This is a genomic window from Microcoleus sp. D2_18a_D3 (assembly GCF_036702455.1).
Taxonomy (GTDB): domain Bacteria; phylum Cyanobacteriota; class Cyanobacteriia; order Cyanobacteriales; family Microcoleaceae; genus Microcoleus.
This window is the reverse complement of the sequence record NZ_JAUBTK010000025.1, coordinates 1-24,085: the sequence shown is the minus strand read 5'-3', so window position 1 is coordinate 24,085 and position 24,085 is coordinate 1. Positions and strand designations below refer to the sequence as shown.

The 24,085-nt window shown below is 46.8% G+C and carries 17 protein-coding genes, 1 tRNA gene and 1 pseudogene; 9 read left to right on the top strand and 10 right to left on the bottom strand.

Going from position 1 to position 24,085, the window contains the following annotated elements:
• Positions 1-3 precede the first annotated feature (3 nt).
• From QUB06_RS14085 to QUB06_RS14050, 8 genes are all read right to left on the bottom strand, one after another.
• On the bottom strand, positions 4-4,053 hold the full coding sequence (locus QUB06_RS14085; RefSeq protein WP_333435768.1) for a hypothetical protein: 4,050 nt from the start codon (positions 4,051-4,053) through the stop codon (positions 4-6).
• 323 nt (positions 4,054-4,376) lie between these two features.
• Positions 4,377-4,919 (bottom strand): redoxin domain-containing protein, encoded by a 543-nt coding sequence (locus QUB06_RS14080; protein ID WP_333435767.1) that lies wholly within the window; start codon positions 4,917-4,919, stop codon positions 4,377-4,379.
• 112 nt (positions 4,920-5,031) lie between these two features.
• Positions 5,032-5,631: a peroxiredoxin gene (locus QUB06_RS14075; protein WP_015178160.1), complete on the bottom strand. Its 600-nt coding sequence runs from the start codon at positions 5,629-5,631 to the stop codon at positions 5,032-5,034.
• Between the two features lie 126 nt (positions 5,632-5,757).
• Positions 5,758-5,830 (bottom strand) — tRNA-Met (locus QUB06_RS14070).
• A gap of 138 nt (positions 5,831-5,968) precedes the next feature.
• A complete protein-coding gene (locus QUB06_RS14065) occupies positions 5,969-8,443 on the bottom strand; it encodes a peptidoglycan DD-metalloendopeptidase family protein (RefSeq protein ID WP_333435766.1) in 2,475 nt (824 codons plus the stop codon).
• Positions 8,444-9,024: 581 nt separating this feature from the next.
• Positions 9,025-9,486, bottom strand: a complete 462-nt coding sequence (locus QUB06_RS14060; RefSeq protein ID WP_333435765.1) for a tRNA (cytidine(34)-2'-O)-methyltransferase — start codon at positions 9,484-9,486, stop codon at positions 9,025-9,027.
• 391 nt (positions 9,487-9,877) lie between these two features.
• Positions 9,878-11,029: a glutamate--cysteine ligase gene (gshA, locus tag QUB06_RS14055; RefSeq protein ID WP_333435764.1), complete on the bottom strand. Its 1,152-nt coding sequence runs from the start codon at positions 11,027-11,029 to the stop codon at positions 9,878-9,880.
• A 9-nt stretch (positions 11,030-11,038) separates the two neighbouring features.
• Entirely contained in the window at positions 11,039-11,398 is a 360-nt protein-coding gene (locus QUB06_RS14050) for a hypothetical protein (RefSeq protein ID WP_333435763.1), read from the bottom strand.
• Between the two features lie 55 nt (positions 11,399-11,453).
• On the opposite strand from QUB06_RS14050, the gene QUB06_RS14045 reads away from it, so the two are divergent.
• Positions 11,454-12,497, top strand: coding sequence for an AI-2E family transporter (locus QUB06_RS14045; RefSeq protein WP_333435762.1), 1,044 nt, complete (start codon positions 11,454-11,456; stop codon positions 12,495-12,497).
• A gap of 300 nt (positions 12,498-12,797) precedes the next feature.
• Here QUB06_RS14045 and QUB06_RS14040 read toward each other — a convergent pair whose 3' ends face one another.
• Positions 12,798-13,613 (bottom strand): cobyrinic acid a,c-diamide synthase, encoded by an 816-nt coding sequence (locus QUB06_RS14040; RefSeq protein ID WP_333435761.1) that lies wholly within the window; start codon positions 13,611-13,613, stop codon positions 12,798-12,800.
• A gap of 324 nt (positions 13,614-13,937) precedes the next feature.
• Between QUB06_RS14040 and QUB06_RS14035 the strand changes: the two genes are divergently transcribed.
• The 5 genes and pseudogenes from QUB06_RS14035 (at position 13,938) to QUB06_RS14015 (ending at position 18,132) form a co-directional block, all read left to right on the top strand.
• Positions 13,938-14,141 carry a hypothetical protein gene (locus tag QUB06_RS14035; RefSeq protein WP_333435760.1) on the top strand — a complete coding sequence of 68 codons (204 nt, stop codon included), beginning with the start codon at positions 13,938-13,940 and terminating at the stop codon, positions 14,139-14,141.
• Positions 14,142-14,146: 5 nt separating this feature from the next.
• Positions 14,147-14,251 carry a Mo-dependent nitrogenase C-terminal domain-containing protein gene (locus tag QUB06_RS34705; RefSeq protein ID WP_445251384.1) on the top strand — a complete coding sequence of 35 codons (105 nt, stop codon included), beginning with the start codon at positions 14,147-14,149 and terminating at the stop codon, positions 14,249-14,251.
• Positions 14,252-14,601: 350 nt separating this feature from the next.
• The gene (locus QUB06_RS14030) at positions 14,602-15,465 is read left to right on the top strand and encodes an Npun_R2479 family HD domain-containing metalloprotein (RefSeq protein WP_333435759.1); all 864 of its coding nucleotides are present in this window, start codon (positions 14,602-14,604) and stop codon (positions 15,463-15,465) included.
• A 22-nt stretch (positions 15,466-15,487) separates the two neighbouring features.
• Positions 15,488-15,919 (top strand): annotated as a pseudogene (locus tag QUB06_RS34700) (Rpn family recombination-promoting nuclease/putative transposase); the annotation flags it as partial.
• 287 nt (positions 15,920-16,206) lie between these two features.
• Positions 16,207-18,132, top strand: a complete 1,926-nt coding sequence (locus QUB06_RS14015) for an alpha-amylase family glycosyl hydrolase (protein ID WP_333435756.1) — start codon at positions 16,207-16,209, stop codon at positions 18,130-18,132.
• 286 nt (positions 18,133-18,418) lie between these two features.
• Here the strand turns inward: QUB06_RS14015 and QUB06_RS14010 are convergent, their stop codons facing one another.
• The gene (locus QUB06_RS14010; protein WP_333435755.1) at positions 18,419-19,522 is read right to left on the bottom strand and encodes a glycosyltransferase family 4 protein; all 1,104 of its coding nucleotides are present in this window, start codon (positions 19,520-19,522) and stop codon (positions 18,419-18,421) included.
• 483 nt (positions 19,523-20,005) lie between these two features.
• Here QUB06_RS14010 and QUB06_RS14005 point away from each other — a divergent pair, with 483 nt between their 5' ends.
• The 3 genes from QUB06_RS14005 (at position 20,006) to QUB06_RS13995 (ending at position 24,024) form a co-directional block, all read left to right on the top strand.
• Entirely contained in the window at positions 20,006-20,866 is an 861-nt protein-coding gene (locus QUB06_RS14005) for an inositol monophosphatase family protein (protein ID WP_333435754.1), read from the top strand.
• A 567-nt stretch (positions 20,867-21,433) separates the two neighbouring features.
• Positions 21,434-22,114 (top strand): Crp/Fnr family transcriptional regulator, encoded by a 681-nt coding sequence (locus tag QUB06_RS14000; protein ID WP_333288543.1) that lies wholly within the window; start codon positions 21,434-21,436, stop codon positions 22,112-22,114.
• Positions 22,111-24,024, top strand: a complete 1,914-nt coding sequence (locus QUB06_RS13995) for a M61 family metallopeptidase (protein WP_333435753.1) — start codon at positions 22,111-22,113, stop codon at positions 24,022-24,024. Before QUB06_RS14000 ends, QUB06_RS13995 begins: the two co-directional genes overlap by 4 nt.
• Positions 24,025-24,085 lie beyond the last annotated feature (61 nt).

The following is a 24,085-nucleotide window of genomic DNA, read 5'->3' as shown; positions in this document are numbered from 1 at the left end:
AATCTAATCCCAGGATTGCAATTGCCCAACCCAATGCTGCACAAAAGCAGAAATGCGATCGCGCCGCGTTTCAAAAGTAGCAGCAATCCAGATAAACACAATCCCAAAAGCCAAACCAATTGCCCATTTTATCAGCGGATAATCGAAGATCAGAACCACCAACTGATAGAAAACATTGATTAAAAATACAGCCGTTCCCACAAACAATAATGCCCGAACTCGCAGCGCCAAACCCGCTGCAATAGCCGCCAAACTAAAAGCTCCCGCAACTAAACCGTGGCTTTGCTGAGTCAAAAGAGGCATCCCGCAAATCAGCGCCGTTGCGATTATTCGCACAGTGTGGCGCAGCGGTTTTTGTGCGGGTAATTTGAGAGTGCCATCGAACTGAGTAATGTAAAGTAAAGAAAGTCCTAAAGGAGTAACATAAAACTCTGGCTGAGTAAATCCCATTTCCCCAAACCACCGCAGCATTATCCAGTCAATTATCGCCACACTCACATAGGTAAAACGGACTTCCTCCCTTTCCCAAGCCAGGAAAAAATAGAAGGTAGCAGCTATCAGCAAGCTAATCGGATAAAACTTAGCCGGACTTTCCAAAATAGTAACTATTGGAATCAGCGAAGCAATTACCTGCCAAGGTTTTTTTGACCAACCCCAGTTGTCCCAAGGCAAAATGTAAATGAAATAGGCTAATAGGGAAGCGAAGGCAACTTTCCAAGGCCCCAGCGGCCCGGAAATATACTTAACTAAAGGCGTATTGATCCAGTAAAGCCGGATACCAAAGGCTTCTAGCCAGCCCAAGTAAATCCAAATTTCTGCCCATTGGCGATCGAGATTATTTCGCCCTTGCAAGAAAGCATATTGAACTAATAAAGCACCAGTGACTAATCCTAAACTTAAGCCAGATTTAATATCATAGGCAGAAGCCCAAATCAGCAGCAAACTGCTCAAAACCCAGTGCAGGTGAGCAAATATTTTTAACTCTGCATTGGTTAAATGTAAATAATTACTGAGCCAAGGAGATAAAATTCGATAGATATATGTTAAAGTTGTGCCGAGAGTGGCCAGGACAATTAAGCCATCGCCAAAAGCTCCTCCTGGTGTTTGAAAAAGTTGATAGAGTAGCGATTCGTAAGCAGCAACGGAGACGCCAATTAATCCTAAATAAACCAAAGGTTTGAATTCTGGCTCCCGCCTACCAATGCCGATCGCAATTAAAGACGCACCCAACACAGTTAAACCAGTCCAATTCGTCAAAGTGTGCGATCGGAAAGTTAAACCCAATACGCCGTAAACCAAAGGTATAAAATGAATGCTAGGTAAAATTGTTGGATCGCGGTGTCGGCGCCGCCACCAATCCCCCAACAATTGAGTAAACAATCCGAGAGCAATATTAGCCACTGCCAAATTAATCGTCGTGCGATCGACAAAACTCAAACCGACTGCTGTCAACAACTCCAAACTCCAAGCCACAGCATAAATTGCCAGAGGGGAAACTTGGCGTAAACTTCGGAAAATAATCGCAGCCATTATCACCAAAATAGCAGCCAAAACTTCAGCCGAGGGCGGGAAACTCAAGCTACTGCCTGCGTAGAGTTCATAGGAATAAAAAGTAATAGTTGTTAACAGCAAGCCTGCCAGTAAGATTGCCCACCCATCTAAAGCTCGCTCGTAAATTTCAGCTAATTGAGAAGACTCAGGCAAACGGCTGGAAAAACGAACTATTATGCTGCGAAGCAACCACAGAGACAAAAGTGCGATCGCCCCGGCAATTCCCCAATCCCAACCCGACACAAAACCTAATTGATCGATCACCGCAGCTACGAAACTCAAGCCAAACCCCACTCCAATCGCAGCCGCTGGTATCTCGACTAAATAGTAAGTATTGACCAACATTAATCCGGCGGCAACCCCCAAACCAATTAACCGATATCCCGGAAAAATAAAAATTAGAACTTGTGCGAATATTAGGGCGATCGCACTAAAGGTACTGGCAACTCGTTTGTGAGGAACCTCAGTATATTTAGCAACACCAGTCAATGCCAAAGGAGTCGCCAGCCAGAGCAAACTCCACTGATGGCGATGAGTGGCAGTACCGGCAATCACATAATTTTGCAACACTATAAAGCTGAATCCTGCTAATACTAAGCCCACATACCAAGAACTTTGGAACCATGCAGGATGCCAGCGAAAAAATGCCGAATTTTCTCGCGAATTCGCCGCTTTCATCCAGACAAAAAATACCCACTCAGCCACCATAAAAATCAATAATATTGCCGACCAAATATTGGGTGGCTGGTTGGGAAAAAATAAGTCAATTGCCGAAGCGATCGCGCCTAAACCAATAATGTGAGTTAGGGGAACCAAAATTGCCGGATTTCCCCGTTGTTCAGCCCCAGAAGCCGGCCTCGAAACTCGCCGGGAATTATCGGGAATGACGTATTTCCAAGTGATCCAACCTAAAATTAAAGTAGATACCAATAAATTGAGCGATCGCCAAAACGGATTGACAAAACTAATAACAGTTAAAGCACTCCCCAAACCGAGAGCAAGGTTTTCGCCAAAACTGGCAAGTTGAAACTTTCGCTTGCGGTAGAGCCACTGCGCCGCACTTACTATTAAAATTAAATAAGGCAACAGCAGAACACCCCAAAAAGCCCAAGGAGTTTCCTGAGAGTTTGTAAGCTGAGTTAAAAATGCCACAACTTGTGTTTTAATCCCTAAAGGAAGCACTCGCCAAAACAGCCAAATACTCTGAAGTCCCACCGCCTCCAGCATTAGCAAATCAAACTCTTGCCAAAACCGCACTAAACGGTTATAAAAAAACCAAACAGCCAATCCGCTAACTGCGATCGCCTGTAGCGGAATGTCCCGAAAACAAACCAAGTAGCCCAAACCCAACAAACCCATTCCCGCTAATTGCCATTTAAAAAAGTTGCTGGGATTTGGCTGGTCGGATATATTGTTTTCAATAGTCCCAGATGGCCGGGGTTGCTGCCAATCCAGCCATGCTAAAAGCACGCCACAAATCGCCAAAGCTAAACCCATTTCAGCGATATTTACATCCTTGACAAATATCGCTCGACCCAGTAGAATCCCTAACGAATAAGCTACTAAAGCTGCTTTTTTGTAAGTCAGAAAATCTCTGCTCAAACTGAAAGCAGCGGGGAATGTTTCAGTATTTCCCCCACGTTGGATAGATTGCAATCGTTGTTGCTGAACTTGATACACTGTAGTAGCAGCAGTTCCCACTGTACCCAAATAAACAGCAGCGAGGGAAAAACCGGCAAATGCCCACCCCCAGTGCAAATAACTCAATCCCAAGTGATTTAGGGCGATCGAGCGAGCGATGTTTTTTCCTGAAAAGCTTTGATATTGATATTTGATAATCCGGGCAGTTATCCAAGTCAAAATAAGTGCCGCTGCGATTGCTACCGCCCAATCCCAAGGATACCGCCACAATCCAAAAGTATCCATTGCCCAAAAATTGATCGGCACTAGCAGCAGCGTCACTTCTTGCAAAGTTTGAGCAGTCAAGTGCAAATTCTGCTGTCTGTTTGCCCAACTGCTAATTGTCCAAAAGGTTAAAGTATAAGCTAACAAAACTCCATATTGTCCGGCGGCCGGAAATCTTTCCCACTGACTGGCAGCTAAGACTCCAGAGGAGACAACTACCATGAACACTCCTAAAAACAACAGCCACACCACGCTAATTTCTGCCATTAGCGAGTGCAAAATTTGAGCGATAAAATTAGGGGTTTGAGTAGTTTCTGTGGGCCTAGCAACGCTTTCTCTGCGGCTAGGTACTGCTTTTTGCGTTGATAAGGCAGGTACTTTTGGCTCGGCAATAGGATCTCGCGGGTTTTCTATTTCAGAAAAATCTACAGCGGGATCTCTGAGTGGGCAGACTAAATACTGTCGGCACAATTGCTCAACCTCAGCGGGCGAAAGTAAACCTAGCCGCAGCCACCCATCTAAACCTGTCAACAACTCAGGATGCGACGCTAAGACGCTCAATTCAATTTTGCTCGATCGATCTTTGGGAGACGACATCGGCTTAAACTTGTACTAAGTACCTTCAAGCTATAGCCTAGATTAATGTCGAGCGAATATGGCAAAATTCCGCCATCGCAATTGGCACAATAAGTATTTATGACTAAAGAGCTGTCACAGCCAGTGTCAACCGATGAAAAAAACCCCCTGATGGGCCTAAACCAGCGTACATCAGCGGTGAAAAACTCCAAATTAGGACACAGCACTGATATCCTTACCGATGATCGACATACAACAGTTCTCAATCTGGGTGAGGTATGCCCTATGCCCTATGCCCACGGAGGCCTATGCCCTATGCCCGCTTATCAACCGTGCACCTCATGTTACTGAGAAAGGCTATATTTCAACAAAGTGTCTACACTAGCATTGTGGTCTATGAAAGAAAACAAATGTTTGAAGAGGAGTTTTCCATCTGCATCCAAAACAAACTGAGCAGGCAAAGGAGCACCTAAAGCCTGACCGACTTGATAAGCCCGAAAAACTTGACAGCCTGGATCAGAAAGCAGAGGCATTTTCAAGCCTAAATCTCTAACCACAATTTGGCTTTGGCGATCGTCGGTACTGGCAACCATCAATAATTCTATATTGCGATCGGCAAATTTTTCCCAGTTTTCATTCAAAGCTTTAATGTGAGGAAAACAGAAAGGGCAATATTGCTTTTCTGTAAAAATCCGCGTAAAAGCCAGGACTACCGGCTTATCGCCCCGATAATTCGACAGCCGCACCAATTTGCCATTATTAATATCCGGCAATTCAAAATCTGGCGTCCTCTGTCCCAGCTTCAGAACATTACTCGCCGGAACAGGCAATAAATTTTGGAAAAACCGCTCATTTAACAAGCCGCTAAAATTAGTAGAAGTCAGCATATTTCCTAATTGGGTAATTGCTAATTGCTAATTGGTAATTAAAAATCCGGTTAAATAAATGCCTCTGCGGGTACGGACACGGCAGCGCCGTGTCCCTACAAATATAATCGGCTTAAACCGCAGCAAAGAATACCTTAGACTTGACAGGATCGGGAGTCATGGTCTTGTCACCGGGCTGCCAGCCGGCGGGACAAACTTCATCGGGGTGAGACTGGACGTGTTGGATAGCTTGCAGAGTTCGGAGAGTTTCGTCCACGTTGCGGCCGAAGGCAAGATTGTTGATAGTAGAGTGTTGGATGATGCCTTCTTTGTCGATGATGAACAGACCTCGGAGGGCAATGCCTGCTTCTGGGTCTAGGACGTTGTAGGCCGAACTAATTGTTTTTTTGAGGTCAGCAACTAAGGGATAGTTGAGGTCGCCGACACCGCCTGATTTGCGGTCTGTTTGTATCCAAGCGAGGTGAGAGAATTCGCTGTCAACGGATACGCCGAGGATTTCGGTATCGATTTTCTTGAAGTCCTCGAAGCGATCGCTAAATGCTGTAATCTCAGTTGGGCACACAAAGGTGAAGTCCAAGGGGTAGAAGAACAGGACTACATACTTTTTGCCTTTATAGTCGGACAGTTTCACTGTCTTGAATTCCTGATCCACTACGGCTGTCGCTGCGAAATCGGGTGCAGCTTGACCAACCCGGAGGCATTCACTGGTCATAGATTTTGTTTCCTTTTTTACGAACTGTTACAAATATATCATACTCATAACGACTACAAGTATCTTCTCGATCGATCAAAAAAAGACGCTCTCAAATTTGAGAGCGCAGTTTTTTTGATTTAATAATGGCTCAGGCGGGATTTGAACCTGCGACCTTGGGCTTATGAGTCCCCTGCGCTAACCACTGCGCCACTGAGCCAAATCTACTTCACGATTTACTATCGTAGCACGGTAGGGCTAGCTATGTCTCGTTTTCAAACAACACTATTTCTAATGACTTGACGTAAAAGTTATGAGTTTTGGTAATCATTCAAAACCCATAACTTCCGACCTGTCGTTACCGAGAAGCGCTGGACGCATCGTCGGGCAGTAAAGCCATTGGGTTGATAGCACCCTGTCCGGGGGGATGAATTTCAAAGTGCAAGTGCGGCCCGGTACTGAAGCCAGTGCTGCCCATTTCTGAAATCTGTTCCCCTTGAGCGACTCTCTGACCCTTTTGCACCAAAATTCGGCTGTTGTGGGCATAGACAGTCTCAGTGCCGTCAGGATGGGTAATTTCCACCAGATACCCGTAGCCGCCGTCGTTCCACTGAGCATAGGTAACCACCCCGTCTGATGCTGCCACAATTGGCGTGCCGATCGGCCCTGCAATATCAATTCCCCTGTGCATCCGTCCCCAGCGCCAACCGTAGCCAGAAGTCAGAACGCCCTTAGACGGCCAAATAAACCCGTTAGCCGACTGTTGTTTGCCGTTAGGCAGATAAGTATCAGGGCTCGAAAGCGGAGGCAGTTCTGGAGAAACCATGCGTCCCAAAGACGGGTTGCTCAGGGGGTCGTAACCCTCGGCTCCCAAAGGAGCAGTTGCCACTACCGGCTGTTCCAGAGTGCTTTGTGGCGTCAGGTTGATCGGTTGCAGTTCCGCTGCGCGAGCGGGGTCTAAACGCTCTTGCTGCTGCTTCTGAACCTGCTCAGACCAGGCTCTCGATGGCGGTCTGCTGATTTCATTCTGCACCGCCTCAGCATAGTCGGGGGTGTAGAGATATGGATTGACACTTGGCATATCCTCAGACGGGTTGACCGAGGGCCCGTCATTTGGAGCCAGGGACACCGCATTGGCGCCGATCGAATTGCGCGAGGCACGATATTCCTCTCGCAGCCTGACAACTTCTGCCCTCAAGCGTTCGGAATAAGGGTTGAGAGCTTCTGCGGTGGGGAGAGCCTCCGAATTCGACTCTGGTAAAGCGCTAGTTGGAGCGGCATTTGAACCCTGGGCGCTAGTATTTGCCACGAAGCTGATCGGCTGCGGGTATTCTCCCGTAGCGATGGCGGTAGCAGTGGCACTGGCTGGTCCAGGCAGGGAACTGGTGTCAACTGCACCTGTAAATGTTGGTTCGCCTTGAAGATCCAGCTTCCGTGGATCGCTAATGGTTTGGGAAACTTGAGTCAGCGGAATGCTGTTAATTTGGGGAACCATCGGCGCTGAAATGTTGTTCAGGCCTTCCAGGTTCTCCAGGGGAGAAACAACAGGCACTTTGGGCGCGGGGGCTGCAACGCCAGCACCGGCTATTTCCGAGGTAGACGAGCTGGGGTTCAAAGATGCGGGAACCGAACTCGCCGCCCAGACAGATGTAGAGTTGGAGGCCGAATAAGAGGCTGCCGCCTGCACCCCTGGATTTTTCAACCCCACTTGGGGAATTTTGAGCCGTTGATTGACATTCAGCAAGTTGGGGTTGCCGAGCTTGTTGACGGAGATCAGATCTTTGGGCGATACGCCGTGACCTTTGGCGATCGCATCTACCGTATCTCCCGGACGCACGCTGTAGAGAACCTCAGCCGGCCCGGCGGTACTTCCTGCAGGGGGGACTAGCACAGCCGAGGGCAAACTGGGTGTTGCCAAAGACTGTTCAATTGACTCGAATGCTCGATCGGGCGATGCTGCTTGACCTCCCCCGGAATTGGGAAGTACAGGTGTGGCATCGAGGTCAGGAATAGTTGTCCCAGTTGCATATCCGGGGGAGGTCAGCGTCGGTGCTGACTCCGGCAAAAATGCCGCAGGTGTAGATAAATTTGCTCCCCCCTCCGACCCGAACATCGTTCGACCCGATTCTGTGGTGCGGTTTTCCTGTTTTTTCAAACTGTCGATCGCCCCGTCTGCATTCGGGATATCGATCGAACTTTGTTCCGGTACCATCGTGACCCGCGGGGTCGCTGCGGTTGATGGCAGCGCTGTCATTGCTGCACTATCAAATGGCTCGGAGCCAGTCAGATTTAACTCTTGTTCGGGATTGACCGTCGCTGCGCGATCTAGCGAAGCCGATGTGCTATAGCCGGCGTTCTGTTGTGGTGTGGCTTCCGTCGCAGTCGGAATTCTGAGCTGTTGGCCAACTTGGAGTATGGTATCGGGTTTGATGTCGTTGGCCGTTGCTAGTACCAACGGTTCAACTTGATAATCCCGAGAAAGCTCCCAAAGGCTTTGCCCCTCCTGCACCTTAACCGTCGCCGGCTCAGAAGGTGCTCCGGGCTGTTCGGCCCTGGAACCGTCAACTTGTGCGGACGTAGCGGGCCCGTTGGCCGATACTGGCTGTACTTCAGCGGTGGATTCCGATGTCGGTGCGAGTTCAGACGCGCGAGCGCTGTCTCCATTTCTCGGTAACAGGATGCCAGAAGCACCTACCGATATTGCCAGCCCGATCGTGGCGAGAGAGCGAACTCTGCCTGTGCTGAGCGTTGTCTGTTTGGATGGTTCCGCAGAACCGTCTCTGTCGATTTCACTAGCCTGAACAGGCTTAATTTGGGGATATGTTCGTTTCAAAAAAACGACCTCCTACTGAGAAGCGCTAACTGTCCTTGGAAACACTCAAGGGGATCGCATGACGCTGAATTTAAATCAACAAGCAAAAATATTCTGATTGTTGACAGCTATCATGCTTAGGCCAGATTACCTTGCTTTTTTAATTTAGACAAGCTCAAACCGTCAGAAATTTTAAAATTCTCGGTCAAACCTGCTGCAATTAACCCCAAAAGCCTTACACCGCAATAGCTGGAACGAATACATAAAATCTTCATTCCCGTAAGGCTCTGAACTCTTACCTATTATCCGACTTTAGGCTAATTTCCGGACAGGCTACAACCGTATATTTACTAGATATAGTGTTCAGACCTAAGCTGGTGCTCGCTGACGCCCTAAATCGCTAAAATTATTTATTTTTGTTGCTGAATCCTCTTGTAGTCATTTGGTGTTGCTGATAACAATCTGTTTTTGAATGAATAAAATATATTAATGTCGGCTATCTAGATTTTCACCCCTTTGATACAAATTTCTTATATTTAAATGGAGATTTGGCCGCCTCCGGCAGCTATTAAATCTCTATATATTTATGTGTTGATAATGATTTATCCCAGCTCGCCCAACTGTCGTTTAGCCTCAAATAAACCCACAGCGGCGCTGACGGAGAGGTTCAAACTCCTGACTCCAGGCTGGCTCATCGGAATAAAAACTGTGGCGTCGCAGGCATCCAAGACGAATTGGGGAATGCCTACCGTTTCCGAGCCAAACATCAGCCAGTCGCTGGGCTGAAATTGGAATTGCGCGTAATTGCATCGCCCGCCAGTGCTGAATCCGATCGATCGTCCCCCGCGCTGCTGCCGATAAGTCAGAAAAGCCGCTAAGTCTTCGTGGCACTGGAGATTGACGTAGGGCCAGTAATCTAAGCCGGCCCGTTTCAGGTAGCGATCGCTAATTTCAAACCCCAGCGGGCCAACTAAATGCAGTTCCGTGCCTGTGGCAGCGCAAGTGCGGGCGATATTGCCAGTATTCGGGGGGATTTGCGGGTGAATCAAGACAAGTTGGGGCATGAAGCTAATTAAAAGCGAAAAATACAGCTCTTGGGAAATTTATAAAACTACCCACAGGTAGATATACCTTATAGCTTTTATTTATAACCTTTGTCGAGCTCCATTGATTAAATATTCTGATTGGTTTTTGGGAGGTGCTCTGCAACTTTTGACAATTCCCGCATCCAGGATACCCGCCACGTGATTCATTCCGAAAGCAGACTCAGGACCCAGAAACAAAAAACCTGTATCCGATGAAACTTGCCGAACGTATTTATCTCGCGCAAGTCAATCTAAAATCTAAAATCTAAAATCTAAAATCGATTGACCGGGAGGTTCGGGCTATTTGTATTGGCTGAGTACGCATAGCCAGGGGCTAGTGAAAGCCCCCGTTATAATAACCGCCGATACTTCAGGCAACTAACTGGGCGCACAAGTTATCTTCTAGCTCCCATTCTTGGTGAGCCATCCCCTGAATCCCTTGCAGAATAATACTGCGGGTGTCGGAACCGCCCTCGTGTAGCTTTAACCACTGCTGGGCCGTGTTGCCTTCCCGAAGAATCTTTTTGAGGGGCGAGAGAAAGCAGCTAAAGCCACGTTTTTTGGCGATCGGCCACACTTCGCGGTAAATTTCCTCAATCCAATCTCGTGCCAGAATAGTTCTGCCGTCTTGCCAGTGGGTAAGTTCGGCATCCAAACTTTGCTCGGATGCAGCAATTTCGTTGGCGTCTGTGAGAGCAACTAAGTCTTGGTTGCGGGTGGCTGCTGGCAAGGCGCTGAGCTCTAAAGGGTCTAAGCTGGGGTCTTCCATCATCTGCCAGATGCGAGCTTCTAGTAAGGCAGTGATGGCCAACAAAGCCAGAGGATTGACTTCGAGGTCGCAAATTCTCAGTTCGAGGCGGTTGAGACAGTAGGGGCGACGATCGCCATTTGGTCGCACTGCAGACCACAAATGGCGGACGTTTTGCATAGTACCGAGTTCTAGCTGTTCTTCAGTCCACTGAATGTAATGCTTGTGACTTTCAAACAGGGGGACGATGGCGGGAGTTTTGGGAAACAAACCCCACCGAGTGGAATGATAGCCGGTGACTTCGCCGTCGAGGAAGGGGGAAGAGGCGCTCAAGGCAAGGTACAGCGGTGCTTCGACGCGGGCGAGGCGGATGGCCCGCATCAGCATTTCTGGTTGGGAGATGCCGATGTTGATGTGAATGCTGGCGGTGACGACTTTGGTGCCGTAGGTTTGCTCGATGTAGGTGTGGTAGGGGTTGTTGGGATCGGATCTGTAAAATCGATCGCTCCCCCCGAGAGACAAGGTACTTCCCGGCAGCAAGGTATAGTCGCCCAATTGTTTTAAATACTCGCGCAGCCGGACTCGCGGCTTGACTAAAGCGCACAGCAGGCGATCGTAGCTGCACAGCGGGGCGGTCGTGTACTCCACATTGCGGCTATCAGGCTCCCGCACAAATCCCTCTAGATCGGCAACTATGCGATCGGAGAGACCGACAACCTCACCTTCGGGGGTGCCGGTATACATTTCTACTTCAAAGCCTTTTGATAGCAGCACGTTTATTCCTCAGCTAAGTTGAGTGCTAGTTTCTAGTATCCCAAAAATTGACCTGTTCATACTATCTTCCACGGAGCAGAGTTGAAATTTTTCGCCACTGGCACTGAAACCCGGTTTTTCGGCGTCGGCTTTGTTTGAGCGTTTGTTTCCTAGTTGGGGGCCTGCCATGACAAATAATGCCATCGCAAAGAGTTTCCGAGGCGGTTTTAGAGTCATAAAGGCTGTTTGTTCGATCGCGCTTGTGTTTGATTCGGCATTCGTGGCATTCGTGACGATCGAGCTTATGGTGAATAGAACCCACCCCTGCCTCAGTTCGACATCTGTTTTCTGCCTTGAGGGGGATAGCCACAGATATATCTTGGGTGCCATTCTAAAAGAGGGCTCTGCAATATTTTTGAGCTATTATTAACCCCTAAAAATCCCTGTGAAAGAGCAAGAAAAAACCCCTCCCAATTTTTGGAATATGCTAAGCAATTTAGCCTTAGTCCGGTTTTTGCTTTTATTTGCTTCCGGTTGGGCTGGACTGCAACTTTTAGCTTACTTTGAAACAGCAGTCGCGGTTTTCACGATTGCTGCACTCGTGGCTTTTTTGCTCAACTATCCGGTGCGAACTCTCCAGAAATTTTTACCGCGAAGTTTAGCTGTCGCCTTCGTTGTCTTGCTCACCATTTTAGTTTTTGGCGGTCTCACCGTCACCGTAGGCGTCACTCTTTTATCTCAAGGACAGCAATTAATTGACAGCATGACTGAATTTGTGAATGCTTTAGCGCCTCTGTCCGAGCGCCTCGAAGCATTCCTGCGGGCGAGAAACCTGCAAGTTAACCTGCGAGTTATTGAGGAACAACTGCGAAATCAAGCTTTGGCTGGAGTTGTATCGAGTATTGCTTTTTTACAAGTATTTTTAACCAATTTATTGAATTTAATATTAATTATGGTAGTGGCTTCTTTCATGTTACTTGATGGAGAGAGGCTGTGGCTGTTAGTTCTCAAATTTATACCCCGACACCTGCACAGGCGTTTAAGTGTAACAATAGAGAAAAACTTTTTAGGATTTTTTCAGGCACAAATCCTGTTAATGTTATTTTTGACAACAGCAAGTTTTTTAATCTTCCTGCTGTTAGATGTGAAATTTCCCTTGATTTTAGCATTTATTATCGGATTGTTTGATTTAGTTCCAGGGATCGGAGCGACGCTGGGAATTAGCTTAGTATGTTTTATTGTATTGTCTCAAAATGTGTGGCTAGCTTTAAAAGTCTTGGCAGCTTGCATTGTTTTGCAGCAAATTCAAGACAACTATATTCATCCGAGACTCATGCAAAATTCCCTTAACCTGAATCCGGTAGTGGTATTTTTTGCACTGTTAGTCGGGGCAAGATCGGCAGGACTTTTAGGTATATTTCTAGCTATTCCGCTAGCGGGAGTGATAGTTAGCTGGTTTGACATTGAAGAAATGCAAGCGGAAGGTTAATTGATGCAGCCATCCTATTTTATATAAAATCCGGCTGCCAAATCCTATTTAAACTTGCCGACTAGAAGTCTCATGCTTCAAAAGCTCTCCTGTGTCCAACGCGAAACTAAAAGTAATATCAATTCCGGTTGCACTCCTCCGGAATTGTTGACTGTTGACTCTTGACTGTTGACTGTAGAAGGAGGGGTGGAAAAACTCAAGGGTTGAGTGTTAACTGTTGACGGGATTTTATTATGGCGATGCAACCGGAAACGATATAAAGAGAAAAAAGCAATGTATGCTACAGCTTACTGCGTACAGTTAATGAATAAATTGCAAGTCAGTAGGAAATCTTTCTTCTTCTGGTTCTGGATCATAAATGTAATCGCAGTCAAAACGCAGAGCTTGAGAGTGGCGGCTGATAGAAAATCCGCAATTACTCACCATTTCTGTAGTAAAAGTTGCCATGACTAACTCAATGAGCTTTCTGTAGGAAATGTTAGGCAGTTGAACGTAATAGGTGCGTCTGGCAAAAAAGATTCTCTCATCTTTCGGTAGAATTAGGCCATTAATTCTGTGTGCATGTTGAATCGGCTTGATATAGGTTTCAATAAACTGCGACTGATTTTTTTGGAGTCTCGCTAATCTTTCGTGTTGCAACCAGCTCATTTGAAACACAATTTTAATAAATTCAAAGCCCAAAATGTAGTTAAAAACATTATTGCGTTCTTCTGTACTCAAGACGAAGCGGAGGGCCGATTCTAAATATTGGTCAGTTTCTCGCCGCGATTGTTGAGCAGAGTGGATATAAAATTGTTTGATGTAGCTTCTTAAATCTGATTCGTTTAATTGTTTTTTGACTCGAAATCTGATTAAATACTCTTTGACTCGGTGTAGAGTATCTACATCTTCAAACATTTTTGAGACTAAACCGTCGGCTGTATAATCATCTAAAAATTCTGCTTGCAAGTCGGGAGTAGATGCACACAATATGTAGCAGAGGGACAGGACATAGCGCCGTTGGTTCCAAGGCAAGCTTTCTGCCCAATCTTTAACTTCTACAGGGAGTTTTTGGAACACGGTATCAGTGTGGGAGAGTTGAGCAAGGTCGGCATATTTATGTTTTTGTTTAATCATTGCCTGAAACCTTATATTAGTAAGTATACAGAGTAATAGATCGCAGATGATGGGAGGGGGAAGCTGCGACGGAGGGCTGGCACTTATTCTGTCTTATTTTTTTGCCATCTATCTAAATATACATTCTGTAGGGAACAGGGGGCGTGATCTGTCTCACACTTTAGCGAGTTTTAAATCACAAATGCTAGCCCTTCGCATCACATTTGGGGGCGACGAGTGCCACCCGTAAAACTTCTTCCCGTCACCGGCGCAACAGTGGGTTTCGTTGATGATTAAGTCGGGTGATTCATAAGTTTTTGTTAGTAATGATTACTGAGATTAATCATGAACTTGACTACAAGTATTTTCCCGGAAAATCAGTGCCAAGACTTAACTTTTCGCGAGATCCTCGTGCAACCCGTGCGACAGTGGCTCGATAGCATTGCAGTGGGAGAGCCACCAGTAACTAAGTGGTGTGCCAACTTATACTCGCAGGGTGTTCTTGTGAGAGAGATATCTAGTTATTGGGACACCATTTTTTCCACATAGCGCCTATGTGCAAGCTTAATCCTGTGTATGAGAAATTAATTGGTTTACGCTTTCGCTCTCGTGTGTGGGCGGGATCAGCCAAAACAGATAGAAGTTTCCGACAAGAGTAGTGAGAAACCCAAAATTTTAGATCCTGCTTCCCGCCCCCAGATGTATCTGTCGAGTAAATCTCAAATCTAAAATCGACTGAGGTATGCGCGGAAGATGTAACCCTGTACTACTGATAGAGGGGTGTCATACCTCGATCGCCCATTGAGATCAATTATTTATGGGGTCTGTCGCTCTGGTAGTTGCGAGAGCCATAATTTAAGCCATAATTGTTGATAATATCAATGGATGCCTCTCGATAGGAGTGGGTATCCATCGTGGCGCTTCAGCCAAAAATAACATCAAACGGTAGCAGCAAAAACAATAACTATAAAAATAATTTAATAATCTAGGTGGGATGAGGGAAGTCAATATGTTTAACGCAACTGAACTGCTTATTAAGGCTTTTGTCAATCGGCTGATTGAAGGCTACCGCCACACTTACGGCGGGTTTAAATCTGACTATGGCGAGATTATTGCTTGGGTGGCGAGTATGGCTTTAGAAAATATTGCTAATAGCGATGCTCTTTACCATAATGTCGAACACACTATTTTAGTGACCTTGGTGGGACAAGCAATTCTGGGTGGGAAGCACATCCGCGAAGGGGGTGTTTCCTGCGAAGATTGGCTGCACTTTCACATTGCTTTGCTATGTCACGATATCGGGTATGTTAAAGGTGTTTGTCGGCAAGATAGAACAGATTTGGGATTGTATGCGACGGGAATAGGCGACCTGAAATTAACGCTGCCTCCGGGGGCGACGGATGCTAGTTTGATGCCTTATCATGTCGATCGCGGAAAAATGTTTATTGACGAGCGTTTTGGCGGTCACAAACTGATTGATGCTGAGCTGGTTAAACGTAATATTGAGCTGACTCGTTTCCCGGTTCCTGCAGATGAAGATTATCAAGATACGGTAAATTATCCGGGTTTAGTTCGGGCTGCCGATTTAATTGGTCAGTTGAGCGATCCGCGATATTTGCAAAAGATTGCGGCGCTGTTTTACGAGTTTGAGGAGACTGGGCAGAATCTGGTTTTGGGCTATCAAAATCCGGGGGAGTTGCGGGATGGTTATCCGAAGTTTTATTGGAATGTGGTTTATCGGTATGTGAAGGATGCGATCGGCTATTTGGAACTGACGCAGCAGGGGAAACAAATTGTTGCTAATCTGAGCGCCAATGTGTTCCGGGTGGAGCATTCTCAGGTGCCAGAGTCTGCGGTGGCTGTAGTTAGGTAGGGTTTGTTTGGGTGGATGTCCATTTATAGAATTGCCAAAATTCAATAAACAATTGGATGAGTTAGAAACGTTGACTGACAAGTGGATTTATTTTATGAAAAATGCTCCCATCTTGGAAATAGTGCCGCCAACAATGGAAACTGTATCGGAAATACAGCAAGCTTTTGCGATTGCCAAAGAAACTAATTTGAATCCAGAGGAGTTGGCAGATTTAGAATAACGCGAAATGTTTATTCTCGATCAGCAGGGTGTCTTGCTCAAGGGAATTGAAAAAGGAATCGCACAAGGCAGAGAAGAAGGACTCGCAGAAGGCAGAGAAGAAGGACTCGCACTAGGAATGCGAGAAAAAGCTCTGGAAATTGCTAGCCAACTTCTCAATGTCCTTGACAATCAAACCATTAGTCAAACTACTGGTTTGAGCGTTGAAGATATCCAAAACTTGCGGGAGGAATAGAAGGAAGGGAAAAAGTGCGATCGCACAAGTAGTGCACCTTTTCTCGTTACCAGGCTCAGCCTGGTAGCGTAGGTTTTTGAGGATTTGCCTCTTGGATTAAGAATTACGCTAAAGATTAACTCTCATCCACTTAATGCTCAAGGATGAGTCTGCCCTCTGTCTAAAGGAAGATTTCATTAAACCAGTAAATTCCGTATGATGCTGTAAAAGTCAGTCACAGGGGAAAGCTATCTCCGACTCTAGCTCCGAATAACTGACGAATATTACAATATAAAAAAATACATCTCATGACATCAGTCACTCCCAATCAAACTTCCTCTCAATACGAAGTTAGCGAACCAGAAGACAAAATTGAGTCTCTGGTAGAAGAAGTTAAGCCAGAAAGCGAAATCGATTTAGAATTCCTCTACACCAGAGACATTGAATTCCGACAAGAAACAATTTATTTCATTGTAGTCGATCGCTTTTACGACGGCGACCCCGAAAATAACGAAGGCCCAAACCCAGAACTTTACGATCCAGAAGGGAAAGATTGGGGCAAATATTGGGGTGGCGACTTGCAGGGAGTTATCGACAAACTCGATTACTTAAAAGATATGGGAGTTACCGCCGTTTGGCTGACTCCACTGTTCGAGCAAGTTGAAGCATTATTTGTCGAACAAGCTGCAATTCACGGCTACTGGACTAAAGATTTCAAGCGACTAAATCCCCGCTTTATTGCCACAGGCGACAATCCTTCTATTAACCAAACACAAGAAAGTAAAGATACGGTATTTGACAAATTAGTACACGAGTTGCACCAGCGAAACATGAAACTCGTGCTCGATATTGTCTGCAATCACAGCAACCCTGATTTTAGCGGCAAAAAAGGGGAACTCTACGACGACGGCGTAAAAATAGCTGACTTTAACGACGATGAAGATAACTGGTATCACCACTACGGCGAAGTCAAAAACTGGGAAGATGAATGGCAAGTTCAAAACTGCGAACTGTCGGGTTTAGCAACTTTCAACGAAAACAATATTGCATACCGCAATTACATTAAGTCAGCAATTAAACAATGGCTGGACAGAGGTGTTGATGCTTTGCGGGTTGATACAGTCAAGCATATGCCTATTTGGTTTTGGCAGGAATTTAATGCTGACATTTTAACACACAGACCTGATGTTTTCATTTTTGGCGAATGGATTTACAGCGACCCTAGAAACGATCGTTCTGTGGAATTTGTCAACGAGTCGGGGATGACTATATTAGATTTTGGTCTGTGCGTGGCAATTCGAGAAGTATTGGGAAAGGGTGCGGAGGCGGGATTTCAGTTAGTCCAAGATGTCCTGAATTTGGATCACCGCTACTACGGGGCGACGGAGTTGATTACTTTTATTGACAACCACGATATGCCGAGGTTTCAGTCGTTGAATCCCGATCCAGAAATGCTGCTGTTGGCGATAGGTTTAATTATGACGACTCGCGGCATTCCCTGCATTTATTACGGCACCGAACAGTATCTGCACGATGATACAGATGGGGGAAATGACCCCTACAACCGCCCGATGATGGAAAAGTGGGATACTGATTCGCCGATTTACCGAGCTGTGCGTTTGCTGTCGGGATTGCGGCGGCTGAATCCAGCTATTTCGATGGGGAGTCAGTGGCAAAAATATCTAACTCCTGATGTTTATTGTTACGTGCGCCGCTATCGCGATTCTGTGGTGTTTGTAGCGATGAATCGTGGCAATTCAGTTACAATTGAAGAGGTTGATACTGAGCTGCCTGATGGAGAGCATACGGAGGTTTTATCGCGCCGCAAGTTTGAAGTTAAAGATGGGATGCTGTACAATTTAGAGTTGGGTTCGCGGGAAGTAATGATTTTTAGCCGCGTCGGAGAGCGAGTTAAGGCGAAAACTATTGTGCGGGCGCAGCTTAACAGCGTTCAAACTCAGCCTGGGGAAAGAATTGTGGTGATTGGAGATTGTCCTGAATTGGGGAATTGGGATATTAGTAAGGGCTACCCGTTGGAGTATATCAATACTAATACTTGGTTCGGGGAAATTCCTTTTAATGAAAGTGCCGGGAAGTTGATTTCTTATAAGTATGCGCTGCTACGGGAAGGACTGTCGCCGCTGCGAGAAAATCTGGTTTGTCGCCGCTGGGTTTTAGTTTCGGAAGGGACTGTGAAATGGCGGGATAAATGGGCGAGTGGACGGGAGTCTTAATAGTTTTGATTTGTGAGTTTTGAGTGAGATAGTCAGGGGCACAGCAACCGGGTTTGATGAACGAAAATACTTCCTTAAGGCTTTCGATTATATTTTTTTAAAACCCGGTTTATTTAGTAGGTAAGTAACTGCTGTGAAATTTAATTAGTAACTGCAACTCATAATTAATTACTTTTTAAAGATGACTTAGGTAATAAATAGTTTGGCTTTTTATCTATAGCAGTAAGGTGTGCATTGTGCATTCTCTGGGCGTGAGTTATGGTGCGCCGAGGCGCACCATACATTATTATGAAAGCGATCGCAGCTTCTGGGCTAAAATATCGACATAAGGTTCGCTGCTGTGCTGGTTCACAACCATTTCGTAGCCCCGCTGCGCTTGAGATTCAGCTTCTTGAGGATTTTTTAGCAAATGGACGATCGCCTCGCGCAAACCTGCTGCATCTCCCACATCTACCACTTTAGCAATATCCGGGGCCGTTAAATAATCGACGAGACCTTGAGTCCGAGTAATGGCAACCGGCCGCTTGCAGGCCATTGCTTCCAGTAAAGCCGTACCTCCAGCAGCATATTTATTGTCTACCAAACACACTGCAATTACGTCTGCATCGCGGTAAAGCTGCACTAAATCCGGCCATTCGTAGAATTTGCGCGACATATTTTCTGGCATAGTATCGGGGAAAGCTTGCGATAAAGCTTTGGCATCTTTAGAAAAACCGCTAATTTTTACGTCAACATCTAAGTCAGCCGTTGCTGCTGCTAAGAGTCGGTAGTCGCGCTTTTCTAATCCGACGCTAACAACTGTTTGCCGCTTTTTCTCGCCAGAAGCTGGGCCAGGTGTGAAAAATTGGGTGTCTGTCTGTTCTAGAAGCACTAAAATGCGCGATTCAGGTATAGCTAAATAGCTGCGGAGGAAGTTTATTTGAGGGCGGGCGTTGACAATGAATACGTCAATTTTGTCAGCCAAACCGAATAGTTTCAGGGCGACGCGGCCGCGCAGCCGATCGATATTGTGGAAAAATACAACAATTTTCGGGCGATTAGGCAATTGGCCACAGACCGCCGCTACTGGAATCCCAATGTCCTCGCCCGTACAAAATATCACGTCGTCGCTGCTGACTTGCTCGGACAATTTGCGCGCGGCGGCCCAATGTTCGGGTTTAGAAGAAATTTTTGATCGCAGCTTGTCACTCAACGATATCGCTTCGCCATCCGGGGCGTGGACGGTAGCATTTAAGCGTTCTCTGAGAGCCCGCAGGACGTGGCGAGGGCATTTGCCGAGTTGTGCATCGCGGTCAATCCCATCTAGGTCTATTTTGCGACCTAATGCCATATGGTATTTCAAAGTATTCTCCTTATAATTGTGGTGCTGGTACAAATTATCTAACCTCATAAAATTCTATCCTCTACTGTTGAAAGTGCTGGTGTGATCGGTCACGGGATTTTAGATTTTAGATTTTAAAACAGATAAATTTAGTAAGCTAATACCACTTCACTATGAAGATACACTAAATGAGGCTGATGTCTTTCTGGTTGGAACTATATCCTTAGCGTTATATTAAATGCAGCTTCATAGTGAATTGGTATAAGGCGCATCTAGATTTTATAGTCAAGTTTGATGAAATTTTTGTGGGTGGGTGTCTCGCCCGCCCCAAAAATACAATTTAGATACGGGACAGCTTAGTATCTGCTTAGTGTCTAAAATTTTTTTGAGTTCCACTAATGCTGTCTGGGGCTTGTATAGCAACGACCCTGATGGTTAGGAAACCGGGTTTCTCGACACCCGCGCGCAAATCCTGTACGAGTCAAAAACAGTGAAACGCGCCGATCGATTCCAAGGACTTAAGCTTTTATGCTGAAGTTAGCTAAAAAATTTATGTTTAACCTCATGTATATTTCTCCAGAGCAAGACCAAAAAATTCGCTACACCCTGCGCGAGTGCGGTCAAGAAGCTTACAAGCTCGCAGCCCAACCTTTTGAAGTTTGCGAGAAAGGGCCCAACGACTACGTGACAAGTATAGATCAATACCTAGACCGACAACTATCGGCAGCATTTAGCGCTTTGTTTCCTGAAGACGGCAGGATCACCGAGGAAAACGTCGCATCCAGAGCAGCTTACGGGGCCAATTACCAGCGCCTCTGGTGCATCGATCCCCTCGACGGGACTGAAGAATTTATTCGGGGAAAACTGCACTACGCATCGATGGTGGGGCTGCTGCTTGAGGGGGAACCGGTGGCCGGCTGGCTCTATGCCCCGGCTTTTGACCAAATGTATTTTGGCGGCAAAGATTGGGGATTGTTCCAAACTGTGGGAGCCCAAGCGCCGCAGCCGATCGCCCTGTGCAAACCCCCGGCTCCGACACCGGAAAATTGTAAAATTGTTCTCGGAGACAAAGACCAAAAAAACTACGCCCGGGCGATCGCCCAAAGCATCCCCGGAGCAGAATTTTACTCGCTGGGCAGCTTTGGCTTAAAAGTGATGGAAGTTATCTTCGGTCGAGCTGGTTTGTACCTGTATCTCAACGGCAGAGTTAAAGTGTGGGATACCGCCGGCCCTCTGGCTCTAGCAAAAGCAGCCGGATTGGTTTGTTGCGACTTGCAAGGTCAACCGCTGAGGTGGACTAAAGATGCGATCGAGCCGGAGACTCTGGCCCACACCCAGTCAATCGCGATCGGCTGGCCAGAATACATAGAACCTCTGTTGGGCAAAGTTCAACAGGCAGTGGCAGGCTTGTAAACCCGTTTAAGATTAAAGAATCTGTCAATTTTACGTGAACCGGGCCTCTGCACCCTTATCATCAATTAAAGGAGCAACGGATTGTTTGTGTTCCCAAACATCGATCGTTCCCTAGCTGTTGGGTGTCGCCTAATCATATTTCCCACCTCCGCGAGTTTGCGTCAGGAACCTCAGCCCTGACGGCGTGAGGCTTGGAAGAGTAATCTGACAAGCCATTCTGACGGGCCATCGTCTTAACTGACTACGTTTTTTGAGTCACGACACTCCTTGAATGCGAAGCCAGTTTTGGGCTCTGTCGCTGAAGGTTAAACAGCCCTAATGTCACTGGGGCAGTGCTTTGGGCCCAACAAGCTCACTAAACCAAGGCGCAGGCTAACATCACCCCGAAAGGGAGGCTCGAAAGAGCAAAACACTATGCGTACAGGGCCGGGAAGTTTGAGGCGGTAATTGTCCCGCTGAAAGTGCAACACAAAAGCACACCGAGCCAACCAGTCCCAAGGCGGTAGTAATCAAAAAAAGACAATATAAAGCCGTCCTAGAAGGACGGAGTTTCTACCCATTTTTTTGATGAAGACAGAAGCTTTCAGTGAGCTATTCCCTCTATTTAAGGGTGCTAACCCAGAAACCTTGGGAGGGCTGCTATCAAATGCCGTCAAGCATGAGTATCCCCCGGGCCGAGCTGTGGTGATGGAGGATTCTTGGGGCAACGCGATTTACTTTGTCGTGTCTGGCTGGGTAAAAGTCCGCCGCTTGTCAAACGATCGAGCTGTATCAATGGCTATTTTAGGACGGGGTGCCTTCTTCGGCGAAATGGCCATTCTGGACGAATCTCCTCGATCGAATGACGTACTTGCTCTCTCGCCGGTGCGGCTGCTGAGCGTCACAGCTCAGCGATTTATCCAAACCCTGTTTAAAGACCCGCAATTGCACCACCGGATGCTGCAACTGATGGTGCGGCGGCTCCGCCAAACCAATCACCGCTATCAACTCCGAAACCGCCAGCCAGCGGTTAAACTAGCAAATACTTTAGTCGAGCTGGCAGAAAACTACGGTCAGAAAACTGCTGAGGGCAAAGAGATCTTCAATATTCCTTATGAAGACTTAGCTGATGTCACAGATATCACCCTAGATGAAACCAGCAAAATTATGGAAAAACTCGATAGTAAAGGTTGGATCAAAATAGATCCAGACCGCGAAACTATCCATTTGATCAACCTCAAGCACTTGATTAATTTGGCAAGTCAATGACTGATGTTACTTCTTTGGATACCTCGTCGGCTGCCGACAACCGTCAGGGGCAACTAACAGCACCGACAATTCAATATTCGGTGGCGATGCCGAATCCTGAATCCCACCTCTTTGAAGTAACTTTGCGCGTGCAAGGTTGGTCGGAGCCGGTTCTGGATTTAAAAATGCCTGTCTGGACTCCCGGTTCTTACTTGGTTCGAGAATACGCCCGCCACCTGCAAGATTTTAGCTCCCATGCGGGCGCTCAAGCTTTACCTTGGCGCAAGCTCAGCAAAAATCACTGGCAAATCGAGACCGATTCGGTGTCAGATGTCACGGTTTTCTACCGCATTTTTGCCAACGAACTGACAGTGCGAACCAATCATTTAGACTCGACGCACGGTTATTTCAATCCGGCGGCTTTGTGCTTTTTCTTGCCCGGTTTTGAAAGCAACTGCTACACCGTAACCGTTGTGCCACCGCAGCCCGAATGGCGCACCGTTACGACTTTGCCACCTGTTTCTGACCAAAATCTTACTTTCGCTGCTGCGGATTTTGACACTCTCGCAGACAGTCCTTTTGAGATTGGCTGTCACGAAGTATACGATTTTGAAGTGATGGGAAAACCCCACCAGCTAGTTGTTTGGGGAAAAGGCAATTTAGAACCAGATCGCACGATTCGAGACATCAAAAAAGTGATCGAAGTCGAGGAAAAAATGTTCGGCGGTTTGCCTTACGAACGCTATGTGTTTTTCCTGCATTTGTCCGGCTCTGGTTTTGGTGGTTTGGAACACAAGGAGAGCTGCACTCTCAACTATCCGCGTTTTGGTTTTCGGGCTAAGGAAAAGTATGAACGCTTTATTCAGTTGGTAGCTCACGAGTTTTTTCACCTGTGGAATGTCAAGCGCATTCGACCGAAAGCTCTTGAAGTATTTGACTACGAAAAAGAAAATTACACTCCTTCTTTATGGTTCTCTGAAGGCACTACCAGTTATTACGATTTGGTGATTCCTTTTCGAGCGGGTATCTACAGCGTGAAAGGTTTTTTCCAAGGTATGGCTAAGGAAATTACTCGCTTGCAGACGACTCCGGGGCGGAGCGTGCAGCCTCTGAGCGAGTCGAGCTGGGATGCTTGGATTAAACTTTATCGCCGGGATGCTAATAGCGACAACTCGCAGATTTCCTATTATTTGAAAGGGGAAATTGTGTCGTTTTTGCTGGATTTGTTGATTCGCGCCAAACACGGCAATGAGCGATCGCTCGACGATGTGATGCGTTTGATGTGGCAGAAGTTTGGCAATGCTAATTCTGCCCAAAACGACGATTTTGACCTGAAGTCGGGAACAGACGGCAAGCCGGCGTATTTAACCTCAAACGGACAGTTAAATTCTCCTTCGCTGCCAGCAGAAATAGGCTTTACTCCCGAAGAGTTGCAAAGTGCGATCGAGTCGGTCGCCGGCATCGATTTGAGCGACTTTTTCGCCCGCTATATTGACGGCACAGAAGAGTTGCCTTACAACAAGTATCTGGAACCTTTCGGGCTGGAACTCATCGCAGGTGAAATTGACCAAACACCTCGCATCGGTTGGACGTTGGGACTGGAAAACGGGCGGGAAATGGTGAAATTTGTCGAAGCTGAATCTCCGGCACAATTGGCCGGAATTGATGCTGGAGACGAGTTGCTGGCGCTCGAAGGTTTTCGGGTAAATGTAGAACAAGCGGGCGAGAGACTAAAAGATTTCAAGCCTGGGGATATCGTCTCGGTGACAGTTTTTCACCAAGACGAACTGCGGACTTGTCCTGTTACTCTCGCCCCGCCGCGCCCGATGCGTTACTCGATCGTGCCGGTGGAACAGCCCACCGCTATTCAGAAACAAAACTTTACTGGATGGCTGGGAGTTCCTCTATCGAAATTGTCAGGAACCCCATAGCTAAAGCTAGGGGCTTATAGACTGTCCGGCTCTTCGAGCGGGATGGAACAAGCCAAACCTG